This is a genomic window from Paraburkholderia sediminicola (assembly GCF_046030555.1).
GTDB lineage: Bacteria > Pseudomonadota > Gammaproteobacteria > Burkholderiales > Burkholderiaceae > Paraburkholderia > Paraburkholderia sediminicola_E.
Genome location: NZ_JAQQCH010000067.1, coordinates 1 through 1092 on the forward strand (window position 1 = coordinate 1; position 1092 = coordinate 1092).

At 60.8% G+C, this 1092-nt stretch carries 1 protein-coding gene; it reads right to left on the reverse strand.

Translation table 11 applies throughout. The features are described 5' to 3' along the window. Positions 1–1073: IS30 family transposase (locus PQQ52_RS34600; RefSeq protein ID WP_408221524.1), on the reverse strand; the 1073-nt coding region annotated here is incomplete at its 3' end. Between the last annotated feature and the right edge of the window lie 19 nt (positions 1074–1092).

The window sequence follows — 1092 nt, forward strand, 5'->3', positions numbered from 1 at the left end:
GCGACCTTGTTCAAGTCTGCCTGCGAATAGCCGTCCACCGGCTTGCCTTTGGGGAAGTACTGACGCAGCAGGCCATTCGTATTCTCGTTGCTGCCTCGTTGCCATGGGCTTCGCGGATCGCAGAAATACACCTGTACGTCCGTGGCAATCGTGAAGTTCCGGTGGCTCGCCATCTCGGTTCCCCGGTCCCATGTCAGTGACCCACGCAGTTGTTTCGGCAGTTTGTTCACCTGTTTTATCAGCGCCGACACCACGCTGGCCGTGTCCTTGCCTGCCACCTTGACCAGCATCACATAACGCGAGTGCCGCTCCACCAGTGTCGCAATGTAGGTGTTGTTCGAGCCCGCCAGCAGATCGCCTTCCCAATGGCCGGGTACCGCGCGGTCCTCCACCTCTGCTGGCCTTTCGCTGATCGACACTGCCCCGATTATCTTGCCCCTGTTCTGCCCGCTTGCCGAGGCGCTCTTCGCCTGGCGCATCGTACGGTTCGTACGAAGATGCTCGACGAGCTCCTTTTTAAGCACCCCGCGCGCCTGGATGAACAGGCTTCGGTAAATCGTCTCGTGAGATATCTGCATGTCCTTGTTGACCCGGAACTCGCGCTTGAGCCACCCTGCTATCTGTACAGGAGCCCATTTTAATTTGAGCCTGGCCGCCACCAGCCGGCGCAGGCGCGCATTGCCCGACAGCGCACACGCCTTGGGCCGCCGTGCACGCTCCCAGGTGTTCGCATCGGCCTCGTGCGCCCGATACCTGTGACTACCGCCATTACGCGAGATCTCCCGGCTGATGGTCGATTTCGAGCGCCCCAGTTGCAGTGCAATCTGACCCATCGATGCGCCTGTGACAAGGGCCCGCGATATCTCCTCGCGTTCGGCAAGCGTCAGCGCTCGCGCCGATCGTGTGCGGGCGACCGGGGAGATTCCACCGGTCTTGTGCACAACCCGATAAACCCCACTCGGCTGCCGCTCGAGCATGCGCGCGATTGCACTCAACGACTCACCCTCGCGCCACATCCTCCAGATCTCGTCCTTCTGCTTCGCGCTCAACCAATGCTTTCTCTGCCGTTCCATATTGCTCCACCCTCCGATT